Here is a 21,510-nt window from a genome sequence, read left to right as displayed (position 1 = left end):
AGATAATGATCATTGCTTCTGCATCCAATCCAACCATTAAATCGATCCACCGTTTACGGGAAAAATCCCGTGCGCGCAGACAGGAAGGTCTGTTTGTCATGGAGGATTGGAAGGAGATCCGGATGGCTCTGGAGAATGGCTATACCATTAACCATCTGATCCTGCGTGAAGGCTCGGGGATGCCCGGGGACTGGAAATATTCTACCCTCCCCTGCTGTGAGGTGAAAAGTGAGTTGTTCTCCACCCTGATTTACCGTTCCGGAACCGTAGATGCATGTGCAATTGCCACCGCTAAGGAACATCCGTTAAGTTCTCTGGGCACACCTACCGGGACCTCTTGTTACCTGTTGCTTGATCAGGTAGAAAAACCAGGCAATATCGGAGCCATCCTGCGTACAGCAGATGCAGCAGGGCTGGCCGGGGTGATCGTTGTAGATCCTGTCTCCGACCTTTACAACCCTAATGTCATTCGCTCCAGCGTAGGCACCCTGTTTTCTGTACCCGTTGCGTTGTGTACCCTGGATGAAGCGCTGCAATGGCTGAAGTCGGTCCATGTGATCACGACGCAACTGGAAGGAGGTCTGCCGCCCTGGGAGGTCAATTTGGCAGGGCCGGTAGCCCTGGTGTTGGGGACAGAATCCACGGGTGTGCGGGAAGCCTGGCGCAAACGGGCTGATCAATTCGTTAAGATTCCAATGTTTGGACAAAACGATTCCCTGAATGTTTCCAACACGGCTGCTATCCTGGCCTACGAACACGTCAGGCAAAGGTGGAATTACGACAACCGATAGCGTTCCACAACATCCCTGTAATATAAGCCTACCACATAAGGTACCTGATTTATGGCCTTGGGTGTCTTGGTTGGTACACCCCCAAAATTCCTCCTCCGGGCAAGGTCAGATCAACCAATAATCCCCATCCCTGATCTTTAATTTCACTACAATTGACGTGATGCACCTTCATATCCTCCACAAATCCATGGATGTCATCACACATCAGGTACAGTTCATGATGATGACTGTTTCCAGAGGGGTGCACGGCGAGTTCAGCTGGAGGAAGCCTGAAGATCAACCACCCATGCCCCACATCAACGTATGGCCATTTTAGGATGTCCTGGAAAAAAGCCTTGTCTGCCTCTGCATTCATGGAATAGATAATGGTATGTACTCCGGAAATCATCTTTAAAATGTTATTTGGAATTACGGCTCTTTCTTTACTAAGAATCACTTTCCATGGATAAAATTTAAGAAAGATCTGACCATTTTCAACGATGTATCTTATAAGTTACTGTATTATTGACCACCTCTGTTAACCATCGTCCGATCTACGCGTCATGGGATATGTTATTTCCTTTATATTCCAAATGCATTACCCTAACCGGTACCGGACAGAGTATCAATTGCGTTAACTATAAAATGACTTGCTAAATGGAGATGCTTACCCCGATACAAGAATGGCAGCCTCTGGGAATAACCAGTGGGCTGGAACCTTATGGCGGTGACTTTAATTACCTGGATGCCGTGCATTTGCTGCGCCGGACCCTGTTTGGAGCAAAGAAGGATGAAGTGGATCAGGCCGTCGTTTCTGGCTTGGCAGCTACCCTGGATCGTTTGTTTGAGGTTCACCCCCAACCATTACCTGTCAATGATTACAACCGTGATGATCTGAAAGACCCCAACATTCCCTTTGGTCAGACCTGGGTGAACGATCACACAACAAACGGTGATCTGACCAGTGCGCGCATAGTGAGCTTGAAGGCATGGTGGGTTGATCAGTTAATGAACCAATCGGCCAGCCTTCAACAAAAAATGATGTTGTTCTGGCACAACCATTTTTCGACCCAGACCTGGGGTGTTTTCTGGGCTAATCAGGCTTACCGTCACTTTAAATTATTACATGAGCAGGCATTTGGCAATTTCCGGACATTGACTAAATCCATTACCACCGATCCGCAAATGCTCCTCTACCTTAATGGCGCATTCAACAACCAGGAAAGCCCGGATGAAAATTACGGTCGTGAACTACAGGAATTGTTCTGCATTGGTAAAGGCCCCAATTCCAATTATACCGAAGAGGACGTCAAGATGGCAGCCAAAGTCCTGACCGGCTGGACGATCCAGTGGGAAGGAACTTACCAGTCTTACTTTAATTATTGGCTACACGATCAGTCTGACAAACAATTCTCATCCTTTTATGGCAACAAGGTTATCAAGGGAAATTATGGTCCGGATGGAGCAAAAGAAACCGATGAATTGCTGGATATGATATTTGCCAACCAGGAGACAGCCTTGTTCATCTGTCGAAAGATCTACCGGTTTTTTGTGTATCCATACATTTCTGACGAGACTGAACAATCGATCATTGAGCCTTTGGCCATGCTGCTCCGTGATAACAACTACGATATCGAGCCAGTACTGCGTACCCTGCTGAACTCCGCTCATTTTTTTGACCCGGAACTGCGTGGAGCGATGATTAAAAGTCCGGTTGACTTCTTCATTGGTTTCTGGCGTTCGATGCAGGTCAAAATGCCTGCCAATGCGTCGGTACAAAACAACCTGGAGATCAGGACTTCCTCCCTCTGGCAGATGTCCAGCCTGGGACAGCAACTTATGGATCCACCCAATGTTGCCGGCTGGCCGGCCTACCACCAATACCCTCAGTACGATAAGTCGTGGATTACCACGGATTCCATACCTCGTCGTGCGCTGACCACAGATTCCTTCATTTATTGGGGATTCTGGTCGGAAAACTTATTGACCAATGTGGATCTGCTGGCGTTCATAGACAGCCTGGACAATCCCAATCAACTAAACCCAATGCTTGATGAGATCATCGATCTCCTGTTGGCTGTACCGGTCAGTGAATTGCAACGCAACCAGATGAAGTCCATCCTGCTTTCCGGTCAGGCAAATGAAGGCTATTGGAACCAGGCCTGGTTTGCCTATAAACTGACTCCCTACGATGAAATGGCCCGGATGACGGTAGAAAACCGGGTAAAGCCATTCTTCCAGTATTTGTTTCAGCTTTCGGAATATCACCTTCAATAAATACCCTATTCCATGCAAAGAAGAGATTTCCTTAAATACAACGCCTTGTTCATGCCATCTCTGGCCGGTGGATTCGGGGTGCAGGCCTTCATGAATTCTCCTTTTCTTAAGGCTATGTACAACGACTTCGTCGACACCGACAAAGTTTTGGTACTGGTTTATCTGGCAGGTGGCAATGATGGATTAAACACGGTGATCCCGCTGGACCTGTACGACACACTGGCCAACGTCAGGCCGGAGGTGATCATCCCTGAAAACAAATTGCTTTCACTCACCGGTGTAGACCGGGTTGCACTCCACCCTTCATTAGGTGGGTTACGCGACCTTTACAACGATGGACATCTCAGCATCATCCAGAACGTTGGATACCCGGATCAGGATTATTCCCACTTCCGGTCAACGGACATCTGGATGACTGCTGCCGACCACGATGAAATCCTGTCCTCCGGTTGGATGGGCCGCTACCTGAACCAGGAATATCCCAACTTCCCCATCGACTACCCTAATGACATCATGCCCGATCCCCTTGCCATTCAGATTGGCTACAACCTCTCCCTTGCATTCCAGGGGCCAGCCAGCGCGATGGGTATGGTTGTCGGTGATCCCAACTGGTTTTACAGCCTGGTTGATGATGTGGAAGAACAAGCCCAGGATACCCTTTCCGGTGAAAAGCTCGCATACATCCGCCTGATCACCAAACAATCACAGGTTTATGGTCAGGTTATTAAAAAAGCAGCGGGAAGGGTGACCACACAAAACAACTATCCCACCAATAATGCCCTGGCAGAACAGCTCAGGATCGTAGCCAAGCTCATTGCCGGTGGATTAAAGACCCGGATTTACATGGTATCGCTGGATGGATTTGACACCCATGATGCGCAGGTTATCAATAACGATCATACCAAAGGTGAACATGCCAATTTATTGCAAGCACTGGGTGATGGTATCAAAGCATTTGTGGATGATCTACGCTACCTGGGTATCTCTGAACGGGTGATGGGCATGACGTTCAGCGAATTCGGCCGCCGGGTTATTTCAAACTCAAGTCTTGGGACCGACCATGGCGCCGCTGCTCCACTTTTTGTGTTTGGTGACGGCGTTCAGTCCTCAGTTTGGGGCCCCAATCCTACCCTACCCGAAAAAGTCGATGTTGAAGTAAACTTACCCATGCATTATGATTTCCGGAGTATCTATACGACCATTCTGGAAGATTGGTTCTGCCTGGGCCCCAATGATCTGGGATCCATTTTTACCAATCAATTTCAAAAAATTCCATTTGTCACCAATAGCCCATGCATCTCAACGGCCATACACGAGCAAAATCAGGTGGCAGGTCGCAGTCTGGTTGACGCTTATCCCAATCCATTCTCACAGCGAACCACCATCCGGTTTGCAGGCAATAGTGAAGAGTCCATCCTTGTTCAGCTGTTTAATGGCGCCGGGCAACGCATAAGCACTCTGGCACAAGGCAAATTCGCAGCAGGTTGGTATACACAGGATTGGGATGCGAGCCTACTGCCTGCCGGCACCTATTATGTCAGATATCAAACCAGGTATTCGCAACAGGGAAAGTGGCTGGTGAAAGCGGAGTAGCCACGTTTTCTTTGGGGCAATACCTTATCTTCTTTCCAAGAAACGTACCTTGCTGTAAACCTATATTATTATGGCCAATCGGATTGCATGGTTCGAAATTCCGGTATCTGATCCGGACCGGGCTCAGCAGTTTTATGAATCAATCTTTGATATCAGCATGCAGCGTTTACCCCTTGGAAATGAATTCGTATTGATCCTGTTTCCAGGCCAGCAGGATGAGGTACAGGGGGCACTGGCCTATCACCCTGATTTTTATTTTCCGGGGAATCAAGGACCGTTAATTTATCTGAACGCAGAACCCTCACTGGATCCGGTCTTAAAACGGGTAACGGAGAGCGGGCATAAAATCCTGATCTCTAAACGACAAATATCCGAAGAACGAGGATTTATGGCAGTCATAGAAGACAGTGAAGGAAACCGGATTGCACTGATGTCAAAAAACTAGTTCAGATCATGTCTTTTCAAAAAACGCCGGAAGGTTATCTGAATCATTTAAGTCAACTATTTGCTGAACAGGGTGATCCGATACGCGCAGCGGGTCAGATGGCTTACCTCCGTAACCAGTTTGAGCATTACGGGCTTAAAGCACCTGAATGGCTCCATATCGTCAAGCCTTTTTATCGAGAACATGGACTGTTTACCGGTAAAAGGTTATGGAATTTCGTTGAACTCTGTTTTGAGGACGATCATCGCGAACTGCATTACGCGTCCATCGAAATGGTGGAATATGCACAAAAAGAGAAAGATCCACAGCTGATCAAATTATTGGAGTGGCAGATAACCCATCGAAGCTGGTGGGATACCGTGGACTGGGTATCCAAACTTGCGGGCATACACTTTCGGCAATTCCCGGAACAAAAGATTCCAGTCACAAGACGCTGGATCAAAAGCGACAACTTCTGGCTCCAACGAGCTGCAATTATTTTTCAACTACTGTATCGTGACAAAACCGATGAAACGTTATTATTCGATTACATCCTCCATGTGAAAGACAGCAAGGAGTTCTTCCTGCAAAAAGCAGCCGGATGGGCTTTGCGGAACTATTCACGAGTCAGTCCTGAGGCGGTAATCGCCTTCACCGAGACCCACAAACTGGCACCACTCACCCGAAGAGAAGCGTTGCGACTGATCGTCAAATAGTGCACAACTTATGGCCATGTACACCACATTGATACAAAAGATCGGGCTGCTCATACCCCTGCTACTATGGATGGCTTGTTCCACCTCATCGACTGAAGATCAAACTGCTCCGGACATCCTCTTTATTCTGGCTGATGACCTTGGGTTGGAAACGCTTACGAGCTATGGTGGAACCAGTTATTCCACGCCCAATCTGGATCAGATTGCCCGTGAAGGGGTACTTCTCAAACATTTGTACAGCATGCCCCTTTGTACTCCGAGCAGGGTTCAACTTCTTACCGGAAAATACAACGATGAAACCTATCGTGGATTCGGCATCCTGGATACCTCTTTTACGACCTTACCGGATTATCTGAAAGACGCAGGTTATCGCTCCTACATCATCGGTAAATGGCAACTATATGGAAACGAATACCAAAGAAAACTGGCTGGCCAGGGAGGTTCTACCCCGGAACAAGCGGGCTTTGATTACCATTATGTCTGGCAGATGGACACTCTGGGATCACGATACTATCGTCCCACCATTACAGAAAATGGACATACGCAGACCTTTAGCGGCGGCTATGGACCGGATTATTTTGCCGGAAAACTGAACAGTCTGATGCATCAGGCTGCTGCCTTTCCGCGATTCTTCTTCTATTCGATGGTGCTGACACACGATCCTTTTCTTCCCGCTCCGGAAGTTCCCGGTGCAGAAGATTCCATCCGCAGCAATCCGGCAAACTTTGCGAGTATGGTAACCGCTATGGACCGGGAGATAGGTATCCTGTTGCAAGCCGCCCGGGAGCACCCGCGACCACTCCTGTTGATCTTTATGAGTGATAACGGAACAGACCAACAAATCGAAAGTATTTGCAATGGGGAAATTGTCCAAGGTGGCAAAGGATTACCGAATGACCGGGGCACACATGTTCCGGGGTTCGTTTGGTACCCGGACTCCATAACCGGAAATTCCGTTTACGAAGGTTTGATCGATTTTACGGATTTGATCCCTACTTTGCTGGATGCTTCGCATCAAGTGAATAATCGTTATGATGGTCCCGGTCAATCATTCTGGCGCGGGCTAATGCATCAATCACAACCCGGACGTGATGCCATATACTGCTCCTACGACCCGCATTGGGGCCCCTGGAAAGCTGCGACCTTTGCTCAGGACCGGACCTGGAAATTGTACACGGACGGGCGATTTTATCACCTGCCCACCGATCCTGAGGAGCTTTCTCCCCTGGCGGACTCCATACTGGATGAAACGGTCACAGAACGAAAAGCGCGGCTGAAGGAACTGTTATCGAGACACGGTTATCCATATTGAAAGCCAACCCTTACCGATCCGCATATGCATAGACTTCCAGCGCTATTTGCTCCGCTTCAGCGAGGGCTTCCATGTCCAGACCGGTTAGTTCTCCATGCTGATGCATAAAGCGGAGCAGGTTTTCCATTGGCATGTTGCCCACCAGCTCATCCTTGGCCATCGGGCATCCGCCATATCCTTTCAGGGCTCCGTCAAATCGAAAACACCCGTTGCTGAAAGCTGCTTCAATCTTTGGCCCCCAGGAGTCCGGCGTTGTGTGCAGATGTGCCCCGAATTCGACGTCCGGATAAGGAGGGATCAGATTGCCGAACAAATAACTTATCGTTTCAGGGGTAGCCACACCAATGGTATCGGACAAAGACATGATCTTGATCCCCATATCCGCCAGCCGGTCTACCCAATATTGAGCAATGTCAACGTTCCAGGTTTCACCATAGGGATTTCCGAAGCCCATCGAAACATAAATGACCAGTGATTTATTCCGGGTTGCACAAACTTCCTGTATGGCTTCCACGCGACCAAGGGATTGTTCAATGGTGGCGTTGGTATTGCGCATCTGAAACACCTCTGAAATTGAAAAGGGATATCCCAGATAGGTGATCTCATCGTATTCCGACGCTTCAATAGCGCCGCGGAGATTCGCCACGATGGCTAGCAACCTGGTATTTGTATCCGAAATGTCCAATCGCTGAATAACATCGTGAGTGTCCGCCATCTGAGGTATAGCCTGGTGGGAAACAAAACTCCCGAAATCAATGGTATGGAATCCCACTTTTAACAATTGCTGGAGGTAGCGCACCTTTAATTCGGTTGGAATAAAAGCATGAATGCCCTGGACTGCATCCCGGGGACATTCAATCAGTTTTACTTTTGCTCCATCCATATATTCAGACTTTTTGCTGCGGGGATTCGTAATACAATGCTTTCTGTGGACACTATCCAAGCCAGTTGAAGCCTTGGATACCATGTTTCCACACAAACAACTACCTTTGATCCATTGTTTAATTTCAGTTATGAAGTCATTTTATACCGTCCTGGGATTTCTGTTGTTTCTATTTGGAATATTGTCCATTATTCTCAATCTCGTTGGACTTCAGTTTGTCTTTCTTACCTGGATCGATAACTTCGGCAGATTAGGCGCTTTCATACTGCGCATCGTCATGATGTTAGCAGGGATCATCCTCATGTACCTGAATCTGGTAAACTGGCGGCAAGATGATTCCGCCGCGCTAGGTGGAAAGTGATCGCTCCAGAATAGCTTTCTGCTTCTGTCTGAATTTGCGCTGAATGACATCCTGTACCGGAATAGACTCGATCTTTGAATCCAGCCAGGAGATGATATCCAGATAAAGAAATGGCCGGCGTTCATACGGATCGTTTTCCAGCTTGACCAGTTTATCACGCAAACGGATCATCTCTTGTTTGAGGTCTGCAGGCAAAATCCGGGTCAGGTTACGGATAAAACGGATGATAGCGACCTGCACTTTATTCAGATCTTCCATTTTGCTTAAAAATCGGTACACCGACTTGACCTGGTATTCCACCAATTGGTCGTTGCCCAATTCATAATGACTGATCAAATTGAGTATCCGGGCAAATCCCTGGATATCTTCCCGGAAATCGGGCGTGATCTCATTGATAATCCGGTTCAGATAGGTAATGGCCATGGATGGATTTCCGCTTCCAAAATAGAGGCAGGCAATCCGGTAATAAAATACCATTACCCGGTGCGAATCCCAGTTATAGGGATTTTCATCAATCAATTTGGCCAGCCTTTCCGCCAATGCAATTCCCTCGGTAAATGTACCCTCCAGATAATGCTTGCTGATCTGATGAGTATAGAGGAATTGGGTCAGCAGGCTCTCCATGTTCTTATCCAGGCTCTTGTGGGCGAGGAGATTTTCCATCTCCTTGAGCGCCTCAGAAAGGCGGTGGTACTGACCTGTCAGGAAATGGGCATTCAAAAGATTGTGCAGTCCCTTGATGTACAAAGGCATGTCAAAATCGATCATCTCAATGTGGTCATGAAACAGATCCACCCACTTCTGTGCATAGCGGAAGTACATGGTAAATTCCTGCGTCATATAGTAATACCAAACGTAGGACTGATAGAGGTACAGTTTTTCAAAAAAATCCAGATGGGATATGGAATAGGCGGGTAAATGACTCTCAAAAAACTGTTTTACAAACCGGTAATCCTTTTCATTGCGCACATAGCCTACTTTCAGGTATAATCCATACAGCAACAGGGACAAATTGGAAAACTCATGCGACCGGCGCACCTTATTTGTCAGATCCTGAGCTTCTCGGGTAAGCTCTTCTGCCCGGTCGGACATACTCCGGGTGATGTACTGGGTCTCGATGAGTTTTTCAAATTCCAGGATCTCGAGGGCTATGGTATACTGGTAAAGGGCTTCTGATTTCCTTTTGAGTTTATCCAGGATCTCCAGACTCTGGCGGTACAGGCCTTTGCTGTACAGGACGCGGGCATAGTCCAGGCGTTCACGCATCTCAATATCGGCCATCTGATTGCGATGAAGCAGTCGCAAACTCACCAGTAATTGTTTGTACAGATGGGCTTTCAGATTGGATAATTGGGCTTTCTTGATGCCAGGAATCTTCGTTAGGATCGACTCTTCCTCGTACGATTTCATCCGGTCTATGGCATCGAATAGCTGGATAAAGAGGGTATCCTCGGAAGCATTGTTCCGGTTGACAAAGACCTTGAAAAATCGCTTCTCAGACTTTGTCATGGATTTGATCAGCTGTACCAAATAGTCCGTTTGCGGTTTTGGCATTGTAATAAGAAAATTATAAGTAATTGGATATCAAAATATTATGAAAATATACCGGACTTAGAAATTGTAACAGTTCTGTTAAAATAGTTCCTGATTTCGAGAGATGCCCGATATTTTTGATTGAATCAAAGTCAAATTTAGCAAAATTATGTCGTCAACCAGAATACAGATTTTCGATACCACACTGCGAGATGGGGAACAAGTCCCGGGTTGTAAACTGAATACCAATCAAAAATTGGAGCTGGCAGAAGCCCTGGAAGAACTGGGTGTGGACATCATCGAAGCGGGCTTTCCTATATCCAGTCCCGGCGACTTCGCATCTGTACAGGAAATCAGCAAATTGATTAAAAATGCAACGGTTTGCGGACTGTCACGTTCGGTGGAAAAAGACATCGAAGCCGCAGCTGCCGCTTTAAAATATGCCAAGCATCCTCGTATCCACACCGGCATCGGAACTTCCGAGAGCCACATCCGCTATAAGTTCAAATCCACACCGGAGCAGATCCTGGAACGGGCCGTCGCTGCAGTGAAGTATGCCAAACGATTTGTGGAAGATGTAGAGTTCTATGCTGAAGATGCCGGCCGCACAGACAATGCCTACCTGGCCCGTGTCATCGAAGCAGTTGTCGCTGCCGGAGCTACAGTATTGAACATTCCGGACACGACGGGTTATTGTCTTCCGGAAGAATACGGAGCCAAGATCGCCTACCTGAGGGATAATGTGAAGGGCATTGATAAAGCAACCCTTTCTACGCATTGCCATAACGATCTCGGACTCGCCACGGCTAACTCCATAGCGGGTGTCCAGAACGGTGCCCGTCAGGTGGAATGCACCATCAATGGGATCGGCGAGCGAGCAGGAAATACCGCTCTGGAAGAAGTTGTCATGATCCTCAAACAACACCCCTACCTGAATTTTGAAACCGGGATCAACAGCCGTCTCCTTAGCAAAACCAGTCAATTGGTTTCCGAGAAAATGGGCGTCCTGATCCAGCCTAATAAAGCCATCGTGGGTTCCAATGCATTTGCGCACTCCTCCGGTATCCACCAGGATGGGGTCATCAAAAAGCGGGAGACGTACGAGATCATTGATCCGATGGATGTCGGCGTTGATCACAGCTCCATTGTCCTCACCGCACGCAGTGGCCGGGCTGCCCTGGCATTTAAAGCGCGGCAGATCGGGTTTGAATTAACTAAAAACGAGCTGGATTCCGTCTATGAGCAATTTCTTTCATTGGCGGATGATAAAAAAGAAGTCCAGGAAGACGATCTTTGCCAGCTATTGGAAAAAAATTCAATACACGCCGCCTGAGCCTAATCACACAGGATCTTAAATTTTATGGGAAAGACACTTTTTGACAAGATCTGGGATGCACATGTTGTCCATACCCTGGAGGGAGGCACGGATGTCCTCTACATCGATAAGCACTTCATTCATGAGGTGACCAGCCCTCAGGCTTTTGACGGGTTGAGAAAACGACATATTCAGGTCTTCAGACCGGATCATACCGTTGCCACTGCCGATCACAATGTGCCTACGATCAATCAGCACCTGCCGATCAACGATCCCTTAAGCCGCCACCAGGTGGAAACCCTGACGAAGAATTGTGAAGCGTTTGGCGTGCCACTCTATGGCTTAGGCCACCCTTATCAGGGCATCGTGCATGTCATTGGTCCGGAACTGGGTATCACCCGTCCGGGAATGACCATCGTTTGCGGTGACAGTCATACCTCCACACACGGAGCTTTTGGCGCCATCGCATTTGGTATCGGCACCAGCCAGGTTGAGCAAGTCCTATCTTCGCAATGCGTTCTTCAGGCTAAACCCATGAAGATGCGGATCAGTGTGGAAGGTCAGCTTAAACCAGGTGTATTATCCAAAGACATCATCCTCTACATCATATCCAAACTTACCGCCAGCGGCGGTACCGGTTATTTCGTTGAATATGCCGGATCAGCCATACGCTCCCTGTCTATGGAAGCACGGATGACCATTTGCAACATGAGCATAGAAATGGGAGCACGCGGTGGAATGATTGCACCCGATGAGACCACTTTTGCCTATGTGAACGGACGTGAGTTCGCTCCCAGGGGAGCTGCTTTCGAAGAAGCTCTGTCCTACTGGAAAACGTTGTACACCGATGCAGATGCCGTCTTTGATGCGGAATATATCTTCGATGCGGCTGACATCGAACCGATGATCACCTACGGAACCAATCCCGGGATGGGCATCGGTATCACCGGACATATCCCGGGCATGGATGAAGTCGAGAACAAGGTGAACTATGAAAAGTCCCTGCACTATATGGGTCTGGATCCAGGCCAGGAATTATTGGGTAAACGCATCGAGCATGTCTTTATAGGAAGCTGCACCAATTCGCGGATCGAAGATCTGCGCCTGGTAGCTCAATTCCTGCAGGGCAAGACCAAATCGGACCATGTCCAGGCAATGATCATACCCGGCTCGAAACAAGTCGAACTACAAGCCAGAAAAGAAGGTCTGGATAAGATCTTCGAAGCCGCCGGATTCTACCTGAGAGAACCGGGATGTTCGGCTTGCCTGGGGATGAATGAAGACAAGATTCCCGCCGGTGAATACTGTGTTTCCACATCAAACCGGAATTTTGAGGGTCGTCAGGGTCCCGGAGCACGGACCATGCTTGCCAGCCCGTTAACCGCCGCTGCCTGTGCGGTAGCCGGAGAAATTGTTGACGTAAGAGAATATTTGAACTAATGGATAAATTCACCACCCTGCAGTCCACTGCTGTCCCGATTCCGATCGAAGATATTGACACCGATCAGATCATACCCGCCCGTTTTTTGAAAGCGACCAGCCGCGATGGCTTTGGTGAGAATTTATTCCGTGACTGGCGCTATATGAAAGGCGATGTGCCTAATCCGGACTTTGTACTGAATAATCCCACGTACCAGGGTAAAATCCTGGTCGCCGGTAAGAACTTTGGATGTGGATCCAGTCGTGAACATGCGGCATGGGCCATCTACGATGCTGGTTTCAAGGTTGTGGTTTCATCCTTCTTTGCCGATATCTTTAAAGGGAACGCGCTCAATAACGGACTTCTACCCGTGACGGTTAGTCCTGCATTTTTAGATGATATGTTTAAGTCTATTGAACAAAATCCAAAAGCTACTTTTACCGTTTCTTTGGAAGATCAGATCATCCGGAATGACAGCACTGGGGCAACTTTTTCGTTTGATATCAATGATTACAAAAAAATGTGCCTGATAAATGGGTATGATGATATCGACTTTTTACTATCATTGAAAGATAAAATCGCGGCTTTTGAAAAGCAGCAAGTCATCTATTAATCGTCATGAATAAAAAAATCGCTGTACTACCCGGTGATGGCATCGGACCTGAAGTCATCGAACAAGCCATCAAAGTGCTTGAAGCAATCGCTGACCGTTTTCACCATCAATTTCATTATAATTTTGGCCTCGTAGGCGCTACTGCCATTGACAAGACCGGTTCTCCCCTACCTGACGAGACCCTGGAAACCAGTTTGCAAAGCGACGCCGTACTGTTTGGCGCCATCGGAGATCCCAAATACGATATGGACCCGAATGCTAAAGTGCGTCCGGAACAGGGTTTGCTCGCTATCCGGAAAAACCTGGGACTGTACTGCAACATCCGGCCAGTAAAGGCATATCCTTCCCTGGTCAAATACAGCCCGCTTAAGGAGGATATCGTTCGTCCCGTGGATATGGTCATCTTCCGCGAACTGACCGGTGGGATCTATTTCGGAGAAAAAGGCCGCTCTGCCGAGGGGTCTACCGCATTTGATCATTGCAGCTACCATGTTGAAGAAATTGAACGCATCTCCCACGAAGCATTTAAAGCCGCGCAACTGCGTCGCAACAAGGTAACCCTTGTGGATAAGGCCAATGTCCTGGAAACCTCACGTTTATGGCGCGATACCGTAACCAAACTGGCTAAAAAAGACTATGCTGATGTGACTCTGGACTACCTGTTTGTGGATAATGCCGCCATGCAGATCATACTTAATCCGGGTCAGTTTGATGTCATCCTTACCGAAAACATGTTCGGAGATATTCTGTCAGACGAAGCATCCGTCATTACCGGCTCGATCGGTATGCTCCCTTCTGCCTCCGTTGGATCGAAGACTTCCATGTATGAACCAATCCACGGCTCGTATCCACAGGGTGCCGGCAAGGATATAGCAAACCCGATTGCAACCATCCTTTCTGCTGCCATGATGCTTGATCATTGGAATATGAATACCGAAGCGCAGACCATCCGGGAGGCCATCGACGTGTACCTTGCAAATGGGTTTGGTACCGAAGATCTTAAACCCAGCTATAAATTAAGTTGCTCGCAAACCGGTGATCTGATAGCTTCCATCATTGAAGGTGAACCCCTCAATCAACAGAAGCTGGAAAAATTGAAGGCAGGAATGTCCACGATCATCTAATCCATGTTGCAAGAACCTCCTGTACCTCCGGGATTCCGGAATTTGTTTGTAACTTATCTGGGCTATTATTAAATACATGGAAGACGATCATCATTCTACCTCCATACAACAAATCCTTGATTACTCGATTACTTTCCACCATTGGACACCACCTAAGGAGGTAAAAGCCGTGGTCGGCCTGATCCACGGACTGGCAGATCAATCTGTCCGCTATGCACACGTTGCCGACTGGTTCAGGGAAGAAGACATTGCTTTTGAAGCTTTCGACTTACCTGGTCACGGACTGTCCAGCGGCAAAAGAGGACATATCAGCGATTACGATACGTTACTTCAGATCATAGATCGATTCAAGACCCAACTGGAACAGGATTACCCGGGGGTGCCGCTTTTTTTGTACGGGCATAGCATGGGAGGCAACCTCCTGCTATATTATCTGCTTCGCTATGAGCCAGAGATCGCCGGAGCCATTGTTTCGGCACCGGCTATCAAGACCTTTGCCGATGTTCCAAGATGGGTGCGTGGCATCGTCCGTAAAGTAGCAGCATTTGTGCCATCCATGATGTTGCCAATACGACTGAAAACAAAATGGCTCAGCCGTGATGAAGAAATTGTAAAGCAAGCAGATGCAGATCCCCACCGGTTCAAAAGTGCATCAATAAAACTTGGAGTAGGCATCCTGGATGCAGCTGAATTCCTGTATACAAAAAGGCACGAAAGCGCCGTGCCGATCTTGTTGATGCATGGTTCTGCTGACCGCATCAATTTTTTGAAAGGAAGTCAATTTTTTGCAACAAACTTTGAGGGTGACCTTACACTCAAAGTATGGGATGGCCTTTACCATGAACTGCATAACGAGCCGGAAAAAGAAATGGTACTGAAAGAGGTGGTACAATGGATCTACAACATCCTGGATCCGGATACGTACGCACCGCTGTCTTCCGATACATGACACTGGTTTTTATGGGTCAAACCTGCCGGTCACCTACCTCCATGAAGGCGAGGATGAGAGATGGAATCATTGAATAATGCTGTACAAAATGGGTAAAATAAAAAGTCCGGGCGCTGAGAACGCCCGGAACCATAAACCAATCTCAGAAAAAGACGAATAAAAAGAAGATCTTTAAATGTATCTAAAATAATACATTATACATTAAATATTATCATAAAGTTTCCTAAAAATTCGACATTTTGAAAATGTCCGGGCGCGGGGAGCGCCCGGAACCATAAACCAATCTCAGAAAAAGACGAATAGAAAGAAATCTTTAGGTCTATATGATAAACTACTACCTAATCGACGTTGTCATGCAGGAAAGAATTTTCTTCCCTGATCTTCGGTTCATTGTCATCCGTGAGGATCCACTTGGACCGGGGATTATCCGAAGAATGCGGGACATCATCCAGCTCAACATTCCGGCGCTGGTATGCCGGCTTACTCTCCAGGTCTACCACACTCTTGGGGTTGTTTAATTTGATGTTCATCTTACGAAGGCGCTCCCGGCGTTCTGCTTCCTGACGTATAAAACGTTCACGCATTTCATCACGTTTCTCATCCGCTTCGGCCTTCACAAATGGCTCTTCGTAACTGTATCTGTTCTTCTGAAATTTATCGTAGACTCCTCCGTCCACGTGATCAAATTCGATCGTATTCAGTTCTTCTTTCGGGGCTGTTTCCACTTCGAAGACTTTTTCATCTTCGTGTTTTTCTTCCAGTGAAACCATCACTTTTTCAGGAGCGGCTTCATGGATAATTTTTTTGGTCTTGTGCTCGAATCCGGTTGCAATGATGGTAACACTGATCTTTTCACCCAAAGTTTCATCCTTGCAATGGCCCCAGATAAGGTCTGTACCAAATCCGGCTTCTTCCTGAACGTATTCGGTAATTTCGAAGATCTCCTCCATCGTTACCTCCTGGCTGCCGGAAGCGATGTTCAGCAGGATGTGCTTTGCCCCACGGATATCGTTGTCCTCCAGGAGCGGTGAATTCAATGCACTGTCCACTGCTTTGCGGGCGCGGTCACCCCCTTCGGCCACAGCAGTTCCCATGATGGCTACGCCGCTGTCCCGCATCACTGTATTCACATCCTCAAAGTCAACGTTGACGTATCCGGGTACAGTGATGATCTCCGCGATGCCTTTGGCAGCGATGGACAGGATGTCATCGGCATTGGAAAACGCCTGCGACAGCTGTAAGTTTCCATGGATCTCACGCAGTTTATCATTGGAGATCACGACAATGGCATCGACACATTTTTTAAGTTCTTCCAGGCCTAGCTTCGCCTGTTCGTTGCGCCGGCGGCCTTCGAAAGTAAATGGTACGGTAACGATCCCCACCGTGAGGATACCCATCTCCCGGGAGAGCTTGGCGATGATCGGAGCTGCTCCGGTTCCGGTACCACCACCCATACCGGCGGTGATAAATACCATCTTGGTATCTTCCTCCAAAATGGACCGGATGTCCTCGATGGATTCTTCACAAGCTTCCTTGCCTACCTCAGGTTTAGAACCTGCTCCGCGGCCATCCGTGAGGTAAGGCCCTAACTGGATCTTGACAGGCACCGGGTTCAGTTCCAATGCTTGGTTATCGGTATTGGTGATCACGAAGTCTACGCCGACAATCCCCTGCTTGTACATATGCGCGACCGCGTTACAGCCACCGCCACCTACTCCAATCACTTTGATGATGGATCGATCTTCTTTAGGTAAATCAAAAATCATGACTTAGGTTTTAGTAGTTTTGGTAAAATAGACCTTCCTTGTTTAGCGTAAATCCGGATCCGGACTTGCCTCAAAGAACTCCTTCGTCTTATTGAATAACTTGGTATACCAACTGTTTTGCGCTAATTCCGGGTACTTATCCACCCCGTTTTTGTCGTTCGGTGTTACATCTTCCTCTTCTTCCTCTTCCACTTTGGGTTTTTGCTCGCTGAGCTTTATGCCATGGATCAGCAGTCCAATCGCCGTGGCGAAGATGGGACTGGCTAATTGTTCTTCATAACCATGGGCCAGGTGCTCCACTGGCAATCCGATCCGGGTTGGCATGCCGGTATGATATTCTGCCAGTAAATCAATGTCCTTTAATAAAGCGCCTCCCCCGGTGAGCACGATACCGGCAATGAGCTTGCGCTCATATCCTGACCGGCGTATTTCCCACAGCACATAGTCAAAGATCTCTTCCAGACGGGCCTGGATAATCTTGGCCAGATTTTTTTCAGAAATCTCTTTGGGATCGCGGCCATTGATTCCGGAAATGGTAATGATCCGGTTATCTACGATTTCTTCAGCCAGCGCACATCCAAATTTCACTTTGAGCTTTTCAGCCTGATCGTTCATGACGGTGCACCCTTCTTTGATGTCCTTGGTGATCACGTTACCTCCAAATGGTATGACCGCTGTATGCCGGATGATCCCCTCCTGGAAAATAGTGATATCCGTAGTACCACCCCCGATATCCACCAGCACGACTCCGGCTTCCTTCTCCTGGCGGCTTAACACCGATTCCGCTGAGGCGATCGGTTCCAGGGTCATGTCCGCTGCCTTGAGTCCTACGCGCTCGATACAACGGAGGATGTTATTGGAAGCAGAGATCTGACCGGTGATGATGTGAAAGTTAGCTTCCAACCGTACACCGGACATACCGATCGGGTCGGTAATGCCTTCTTCATGGTCAACAGTATATTCCTGGGGAATGACATGCAGGATCTTATCGCCCGGAGGCAACACCAGTTTGTACATGTCATTGATCAGCTTGTTGATGTCTTCCTGTGAGATCTCCGTCTGGGCGGAGTCACGGGTCAGTATGCCACGGTGTTGCAGGCTTTTAATGTGCTGCCCGGCGATGCCTGCATGCACTCCCTTGATCTCGTATTTGGAATTGCGTTCGGCAATGTCCACAGCATCCGAGATAGCCTTCACCGTTTTATCGATATTGGAAACGATGCCCCGTAAAATACCCTCAGATTCCACCTTACCTAATCCCATCACTTCGATCTTCCCATATTCGTTGCGCCTCCCCACCAGAACGCAAACTTTGGTGGTACCAAGGTCCAGAGCCACAACCGGCTCGGACTTCTTCAAATGCTTGAAGCTCATAGATCGTATTTTTGTAGTTATCTTATTGTTAAGCCCTTTTTCTTGTTATTACCTGTCCATTGTATCGAATGTCTATTTCGTGGTTCGTACTCCAACCACGGTACCTTAGTCCGCCTAAATAAAAGTCCTTCAGGTTCGAAAATTTGGCATCCAGATTTTCAACCATGCCCAGAAGTATCCGCTCGTCTCCGAATTTCGGTATCAGCGTGATCTCGCCATTCTCCTGAACATAGATCTGCTCGATCAGCTCCTTCAGGAAGTCATCCCGGTTGATCACCCGTACCAGTTCCAGTCCCCTCTGCAGTCTGCTTTCCAGCTGGCCCTCTTCATTGCGATTGTATGGTCCGACATTGCCTGACATGACAATCACCCTGCTTTTCAAATCCCCGTCGGCCATGATCTGCATGCCGGTGTCATCCAGAAAATATTGCTTACCGGATATATCACTCACCCGAACCAGGGGTTTTCTGGCCTTAACATCCACATGGATGTTCTGCTCGGCATCCACATAAACTTCTGCGTTGGCGACAAAATCGTATTGCCGGATAACGGCCTCTATACTGGCCAGATCAATATCGCTGATCCTGGAGCCGGTAAGATCGTAGGAAAAACTTTCCTGGATCATCCGGATAATGTCTTCTTTGGTAATCGCGTCATCCTTGATGCTTTCATCGAGGTCGATCACCAACTGCTGCGTGATCTGCTGGTTTTTGTAGGACGCACCCATGCTGAAAAGCATGATCAAAACCGCAACCATCGCCATCCAAACGATGGCTTTGACCCGGCGGTCCTGAAGGTGAATCGATTTAAACCAGTTTTTCATTTATTTTACTTTATTCAATTTCCAGATTTCGTTTACAATTTCCCGGGCTGCATCCGGTTTTGCCAGCTTACGGATGGCCTGTCGTAATGCTTCCCTTTTTATGTCGTTGTGCATTAGCTCCCTGGCTAATGGCATCAGCTTGCTTTCGGCCTCTGCATCTTTGACCACCAGACAACCTCCAGCCTGTTCTATCGACCGGGCATTTTTAGTTTGGTGATCTTCTGCCACATGAGGAGAAGGAACCAGGATCGCCGGTCGGGCCACGAGGCACAATTCACTGATGGTCAGCGCTCCAGCCCGGCATATCACCAGATCAGCCACTGCATAAGCCAGGTCCATCCGGTCTATAAAGGGCATGATGTGGATGCCTTTTTGCTTCAGTTCTTCCACCTGGTTTTCCCACTGGCTCCAATAACCTCTTCCTGTCTGCCAGAGAATCTGAAAATCAGGCACTTCCGTTTCAGTGATCAGAGCCTGGACAGATTGATTGATGGTTCGGGCGCCTAAACTGCCGCCAAAAGCCAGTAACGTTTTCCGGGTCGGATCCAGATGAAAATGCGTATAGCCTTCCTCCCGTTTAGCATCAATCATCTCCAGGTCGGCACGGACCGGATTGCCGGTTTCCACGATCTTCTCTGACGGAAAGTATGCCTGCATCCCGGGATAAGCCACACAGACGGTATTTACCCTTTTGGCCAGGAGGCGGTTGGTGATACCTGCATAGGAATTTTGTTCCTGGATCAGGCACGGTATTTTCCGTTTCGCTGCCGCGTACAATAAAGGTCCACTGGCATACCCGCCTACGCCTATGGCTACATCGGGGCGAAATGTCCTCAACAAACCCGCCGCTTTCCACAAGCTCTTCAGTACCCGGAAGGGAACCAAAGCATTTTGCCATGTCAATTTTCGCTGTAATCCCCGGATGGGAAGTCCAGCGATCGGATATCCCGCTTTCGGGACCCGCTCCATCTCCATCTTTCCTTCAGCTCCTACAAACAGGATCTCGGTCAATGGATCTTTGTCTTTCAATGCATCTGCTATCGCTATAGCAGGGAAAATATGTCCGCCGGTGCCTCCACCACTGATGATCACTTTCATCATGCCGCTTCCACCGGTGCGGATTTATCCTGTTGCTCGATGTACTTACTCACACTCAATATGATCCCGATGGTCATGCTGGTAAACAGGATGGAAGTGCCACCCCAGGAGACCAAAGGCAGTGTCAATCCCGTAACCGGCACCAAATGCACCGATACCGCCAGATTGGCAAATGCCTGGATCACGATATTCATGCCCAGTCCTACTGCCAGCATGGCTCCGAACGTTTTGGGCGACTTGGTCACGATCGCAATGGTCCTGAACAACAACCACAGGTACAGGATCAAGACCACAAATCCGCCGATCAAACCATATTCTTCACAAATGACCGCATAGATGCAATCGGAAAATGCAGCCGGAAGAAAATTGCGCTGAGTGCTCTGGCCCGGGCCTTTGCCGAACCACTCGCCATTGGCAATGGCGATCTTGGCTTGCTGGATCTGGTGGCTGCCTTCTTTATTCTCCATAAAATCCTTCACCCGTACTTCCCAGGTATCCACCCGGATCGCATCCGGAAGGAATAACTTACCCACCAGGAATAGCAACCCAAAAGCGACCATCCCCATCATCACCAGGAAGACCAGGTATTTCATATCGATCCTTCCAATGAACATCATCATAAAACTGGTCGCAAACAGCAGGATGGCTGTGGACAAGTCCGAAGGCGCGATCAATCCGCATACCAGTACAATCGGAAGGATGATGGGCAAAAATGCTCCATTGAAGTCCTTGATCTTATCCTGCTTTTTGGCAATGCTCCGTGCTACAAAAATGATGAGCGCCAGCTTTGCGAAGTCCGAGGTCTGAAAGGTTATCGATGTGAACGGAATTCCGATCCATCGTTTCGCCTGGTTGATCTCGATCCCAAAAAGTTGCGTGTACAGCAACATGCCGATGGCAAAAACCAGCAATACGGGAGCCAGCCGGGAATACCTGGTGTAATGAATCCGGTAACATACCCACATCAGGAACAATCCCGACGCGATCAGTGTGAATTGCTTCACCAGGAAATATTCGGTGTTACCTCCCTTCTTCACATAAGCCCAGCTACCTGTTGCACTGTAAACGGCTAGTAAGGACAAAACGGTTAGCAGCGCTACGATCAGCCAGATCGCGCGGTCCCCCTTTAACCGATGGTACAACATTGTTCCGAGTCCTT

At 48.3% G+C, this 21,510-nt stretch carries 20 protein-coding genes; 12 read left to right on the top strand and 8 right to left on the bottom strand.

Annotated elements, in window-relative coordinates:
• The first annotated feature begins 5 nt into the window (after positions 1-5).
• Positions 6-791 carry an RNA methyltransferase gene (locus H6570_04445; protein MCB9318509.1) on the top strand — a complete coding sequence of 262 codons (786 nt, stop codon included), beginning with the start codon at positions 6-8 and terminating at the stop codon, positions 789-791.
• A 49-nt stretch (positions 792-840) separates the two neighbouring features.
• Here the strand turns inward: H6570_04445 and H6570_04440 are convergent, their stop codons facing one another.
• Positions 841-1,179, bottom strand: a complete 339-nt coding sequence (locus tag H6570_04440) for an extradiol dioxygenase (GenBank protein MCB9318508.1) — start codon at positions 1,177-1,179, stop codon at positions 841-843.
• Positions 1,180-1,427: 248 nt separating this feature from the next.
• Between H6570_04440 and H6570_04435 the strand changes: the two genes are divergently transcribed.
• From H6570_04435 to H6570_04415, 5 genes are all read left to right on the top strand, one after another.
• The gene (locus H6570_04435) at positions 1,428-3,047 is read left to right on the top strand and encodes a DUF1800 domain-containing protein (GenBank protein ID MCB9318507.1); all 1,620 of its coding nucleotides are present in this window, start codon (positions 1,428-1,430) and stop codon (positions 3,045-3,047) included.
• Positions 3,048-3,059: 12 nt separating this feature from the next.
• Complete coding sequence (locus H6570_04430; GenBank protein ID MCB9318506.1) at positions 3,060-4,640, top strand: DUF1501 domain-containing protein; 1,581 nt, start codon at positions 3,060-3,062, stop codon at positions 4,638-4,640.
• 70 nt (positions 4,641-4,710) lie between these two features.
• On the top strand, positions 4,711-5,085 hold the full coding sequence (locus tag H6570_04425) for a VOC family protein (protein ID MCB9318505.1): 375 nt from the start codon (positions 4,711-4,713) through the stop codon (positions 5,083-5,085).
• 8 nt (positions 5,086-5,093) lie between these two features.
• Complete coding sequence (locus tag H6570_04420) at positions 5,094-5,780, top strand: DNA alkylation repair protein (protein MCB9318504.1); 687 nt, start codon at positions 5,094-5,096, stop codon at positions 5,778-5,780.
• A 16-nt stretch (positions 5,781-5,796) separates the two neighbouring features.
• On the top strand, positions 5,797-7,092 hold the full coding sequence (locus H6570_04415) for a sulfatase-like hydrolase/transferase (protein MCB9318503.1): 1,296 nt from the start codon (positions 5,797-5,799) through the stop codon (positions 7,090-7,092).
• A 10-nt stretch (positions 7,093-7,102) separates the two neighbouring features.
• Here the strand turns inward: H6570_04415 and H6570_04410 are convergent, their stop codons facing one another.
• Positions 7,103-7,975 (bottom strand): hydroxymethylglutaryl-CoA lyase, encoded by an 873-nt coding sequence (locus H6570_04410; protein MCB9318502.1) that lies wholly within the window; start codon positions 7,973-7,975, stop codon positions 7,103-7,105.
• A gap of 130 nt (positions 7,976-8,105) precedes the next feature.
• Between H6570_04410 and H6570_04405 the strand changes: the two genes are divergently transcribed.
• Positions 8,106-8,336, top strand: a complete 231-nt coding sequence (locus H6570_04405) for a hypothetical protein (GenBank protein ID MCB9318501.1) — start codon at positions 8,106-8,108, stop codon at positions 8,334-8,336.
• On the opposite strand, the gene H6570_04400 is transcribed toward H6570_04405, so the two are convergent.
• Positions 8,322-9,890: a hypothetical protein gene (locus H6570_04400; protein ID MCB9318500.1), complete on the bottom strand. Its 1,569-nt coding sequence runs from the start codon at positions 9,888-9,890 to the stop codon at positions 8,322-8,324. The two genes, H6570_04405 and H6570_04400, sit on opposite strands and share 15 nt — an antisense overlap.
• Positions 9,891-10,038: 148 nt before the next feature.
• On the opposite strand from H6570_04400, the gene H6570_04395 reads away from it, so the two are divergent.
• The 5 genes from H6570_04395 to H6570_04375 all read left to right on the top strand — a co-directional run bounded on the left by H6570_04395 (position 10,039) and on the right by H6570_04375 (position 15,290).
• Positions 10,039-11,202, top strand: coding sequence for a 2-isopropylmalate synthase (locus H6570_04395; protein ID MCB9318499.1), 1,164 nt, complete (start codon positions 10,039-10,041; stop codon positions 11,200-11,202).
• A gap of 27 nt (positions 11,203-11,229) precedes the next feature.
• Complete coding sequence (leuC, locus tag H6570_04390) at positions 11,230-12,624, top strand: 3-isopropylmalate dehydratase large subunit (GenBank protein MCB9318498.1); 1,395 nt, start codon at positions 11,230-11,232, stop codon at positions 12,622-12,624.
• Positions 12,624-13,217: a 3-isopropylmalate dehydratase small subunit gene (gene leuD / locus H6570_04385; protein MCB9318497.1), complete on the top strand. Its 594-nt coding sequence runs from the start codon at positions 12,624-12,626 to the stop codon at positions 13,215-13,217. The genes leuC and leuD overlap by 1 nt, the downstream gene beginning before the upstream one ends.
• A gap of 5 nt (positions 13,218-13,222) precedes the next feature.
• Positions 13,223-14,341 (top strand): 3-isopropylmalate dehydrogenase, encoded by a 1,119-nt coding sequence (leuB, locus tag H6570_04380; protein MCB9318496.1) that lies wholly within the window; start codon positions 13,223-13,225, stop codon positions 14,339-14,341.
• 76 nt (positions 14,342-14,417) lie between these two features.
• Positions 14,418-15,290 carry a lysophospholipase gene (locus tag H6570_04375; GenBank protein MCB9318495.1) on the top strand — a complete coding sequence of 291 codons (873 nt, stop codon included), beginning with the start codon at positions 14,418-14,420 and terminating at the stop codon, positions 15,288-15,290.
• Positions 15,291-15,628: 338 nt separating this feature from the next.
• Here H6570_04375 and ftsZ read toward each other — a convergent pair whose 3' ends face one another.
• The 5 genes from ftsZ to H6570_04350 are packed head-to-tail and all read right to left on the bottom strand — an operon-like array spanning position 15,629 to position 21,496.
• Positions 15,629-17,056, bottom strand: coding sequence for a cell division protein FtsZ (gene ftsZ / locus H6570_04370; protein MCB9318494.1), 1,428 nt, complete (start codon positions 17,054-17,056; stop codon positions 15,629-15,631).
• Between the two features lie 42 nt (positions 17,057-17,098).
• A complete protein-coding gene (ftsA, locus tag H6570_04365; GenBank protein MCB9318493.1) occupies positions 17,099-18,430 on the bottom strand; it encodes a cell division protein FtsA in 1,332 nt (443 codons plus the stop codon).
• 28 nt (positions 18,431-18,458) lie between these two features.
• Complete coding sequence (locus H6570_04360; protein ID MCB9318492.1) at positions 18,459-19,253, bottom strand: hypothetical protein; 795 nt, start codon at positions 19,251-19,253, stop codon at positions 18,459-18,461.
• Positions 19,254-20,351 carry an undecaprenyldiphospho-muramoylpentapeptide beta-N-acetylglucosaminyltransferase gene (gene murG / locus H6570_04355; protein ID MCB9318491.1) on the bottom strand — a complete coding sequence of 366 codons (1,098 nt, stop codon included), beginning with the start codon at positions 20,349-20,351 and terminating at the stop codon, positions 19,254-19,256.
• Complete coding sequence (locus H6570_04350) at positions 20,351-21,496, bottom strand: FtsW/RodA/SpoVE family cell cycle protein (protein MCB9318490.1); 1,146 nt, start codon at positions 21,494-21,496, stop codon at positions 20,351-20,353. Before H6570_04350 ends, murG begins: the two co-directional genes overlap by 1 nt.
• Positions 21,497-21,510 lie beyond the last annotated feature (14 nt).

This window comes from Lewinellaceae bacterium, assembly GCA_020636135.1.
Taxonomy (GTDB): Bacteria; Bacteroidota; Bacteroidia; order Chitinophagales; family Saprospiraceae; genus JAGQXC01.
The sequence above is the reverse complement of the archived record's forward strand: the minus strand, read 5'-3'. Positions and strand labels throughout refer to the sequence as shown.

Excerpts from the sequence above, each read along its gene's own strand:
- H6570_04360 (MCB9318492.1), bottom strand. The coding sequence starts at position 19,253 with ATGAAAAACTGGTTTAAATCGATTCACCTTCAGGACCGCCGGGTCAAA.
- leuC (MCB9318498.1), top strand. The coding sequence starts at position 11,230 with ATGGGAAAGACACTTTTTGACAAGATCTGGGATGCACATGTTGTCCAT.
- H6570_04395 (MCB9318499.1), top strand. The coding sequence starts at position 10,039 with ATGTCGTCAACCAGAATACAGATTTTCGATACCACACTGCGAGATGGG.
- leuB (MCB9318496.1), top strand. The coding sequence starts at position 13,223 with ATGAATAAAAAAATCGCTGTACTACCCGGTGATGGCATCGGACCTGAA.
- H6570_04415 (MCB9318503.1), top strand. The coding sequence starts at position 5,797 with ATGTACACCACATTGATACAAAAGATCGGGCTGCTCATACCCCTGCTA.
- H6570_04445 (MCB9318509.1), top strand. The coding sequence starts at position 6 with ATGATCATTGCTTCTGCATCCAATCCAACCATTAAATCGATCCACCGT.
- H6570_04375 (MCB9318495.1), top strand. The coding sequence starts at position 14,418 with ATGGAAGACGATCATCATTCTACCTCCATACAACAAATCCTTGATTAC.
- H6570_04440 (MCB9318508.1), bottom strand. The coding sequence starts at position 1,179 with ATGATTTCCGGAGTACATACCATTATCTATTCCATGAATGCAGAGGCA.
- H6570_04420 (MCB9318504.1), top strand. The coding sequence starts at position 5,094 with ATGTCTTTTCAAAAAACGCCGGAAGGTTATCTGAATCATTTAAGTCAA.
- murG (MCB9318491.1), bottom strand. The coding sequence starts at position 20,351 with ATGAAAGTGATCATCAGTGGTGGAGGCACCGGCGGACATATTTTCCCT.
- H6570_04400 (MCB9318500.1), bottom strand. The coding sequence starts at position 9,890 with ATGCCAAAACCGCAAACGGACTATTTGGTACAGCTGATCAAATCCATG.
- H6570_04350 (MCB9318490.1), bottom strand. The coding sequence starts at position 21,496 with ATGTTGTACCATCGGTTAAAGGGGGACCGCGCGATCTGGCTGATCGTA.
- H6570_04425 (MCB9318505.1), top strand. The coding sequence starts at position 4,711 with ATGGCCAATCGGATTGCATGGTTCGAAATTCCGGTATCTGATCCGGAC.
- ftsZ (MCB9318494.1), bottom strand. The coding sequence starts at position 17,056 with ATGATTTTTGATTTACCTAAAGAAGATCGATCCATCATCAAAGTGATT.
- leuD (MCB9318497.1), top strand. The coding sequence starts at position 12,624 with ATGGATAAATTCACCACCCTGCAGTCCACTGCTGTCCCGATTCCGATC.
- ftsA (MCB9318493.1), bottom strand. The coding sequence starts at position 18,430 with ATGAGCTTCAAGCATTTGAAGAAGTCCGAGCCGGTTGTGGCTCTGGAC.
- H6570_04410 (MCB9318502.1), bottom strand. The coding sequence starts at position 7,975 with ATGGATGGAGCAAAAGTAAAACTGATTGAATGTCCCCGGGATGCAGTC.
- H6570_04435 (MCB9318507.1), top strand. The coding sequence starts at position 1,428 with ATGGAGATGCTTACCCCGATACAAGAATGGCAGCCTCTGGGAATAACC.
- H6570_04405 (MCB9318501.1), top strand. The coding sequence starts at position 8,106 with ATGAAGTCATTTTATACCGTCCTGGGATTTCTGTTGTTTCTATTTGGA.
- H6570_04430 (MCB9318506.1), top strand. The coding sequence starts at position 3,060 with ATGCAAAGAAGAGATTTCCTTAAATACAACGCCTTGTTCATGCCATCT.